We start from the raw sequence: 877 nt of genomic DNA on the forward strand, positions 1-877 counted from the left end.
TCGAATTTCTTCACAGTCACCAGCAGCTATCAACCCCAAGATGCGTGTCACCTGCTTTTTCGTGTCTGTTGCTATCATGCTTGCAGCTGAGCAAACCAGTGCCGTGCCGATCGGAGGTCTTCCTAAGCTTCCTGTCCTCGGTAACGAAGGCCGCCTTGTCAGCAGTGTCGCCAACACTTTGGAGCCGGTCCCCCTTATTGGAGACCTTACCCACAATGTTCTCCAAGACCAGAGCTCCGGCGACCTGCTTTCCAGCACCAAGTTGGCTGGTGAGAAGGGCTTAATTCACGACGACGGTGTCTTGGGTGACCTCACCCGCTCCCTTCAGCGCCGAGTCCTCTCGGACACTAAACTGATTGGCGAGGGTGGATTAATCGATCTTGAGGGCACCTTAGACGAGGTCACTCGCTCCCTTGAGCGCCGGGTCCTCTCGGACACTAAGTTGATTGGCGAGGGTGGACTAATTGACCTTGAGGGCACTTTAGACGAGGTCACCCGCTCCCTTGAGCGCCGTGAACTAGGAGGCCTCGACCTCTTGGGTACCGTGGGCTCGCTTACCAACGGTGTCCAAACCCTCCCGGTGCTCGGCAGCGTCGGCTCTATCCTTCCTGTCACCCAAGGCCTCACCTCCAAGCTTGGCTCATTGAACGGCGCCCACCAAGCCTCACCCTTGTCCACCTCCGGCTTATTGATTCCCCACTTGCTCAAACGTGACGTTGGCCTCGGATCTCTTCCATTGATCGGCTCTCTCCCTGGAGCCAGCAGCCTTTCTGCAATTCCCGGCTTGAGCAGCTTGCCCTCGATGCCGTCGCTCCCCGGAATGTCAAGCTTGCCATCGATCCCCGGAATGTCAAGCTTGCCATCGATCCCCGGCATG

At 57.7% G+C, this 877-nt stretch carries 1 pseudogene; it reads left to right on the forward strand.

Annotation, left to right across the window (positions count from 1 at the left end):
- Positions 1–40: 40 nt before the first annotated feature.
- A pseudogene (locus IE219_RS32700) lies at positions 41–877 on the forward strand (hypothetical protein); the annotation flags it as partial.

It is taken from the genome of Streptomyces termitum, assembly GCF_014650175.1.
GTDB lineage: Bacteria > Actinomycetota > Actinomycetes > Streptomycetales > Streptomycetaceae > Streptomyces > Streptomyces termitum.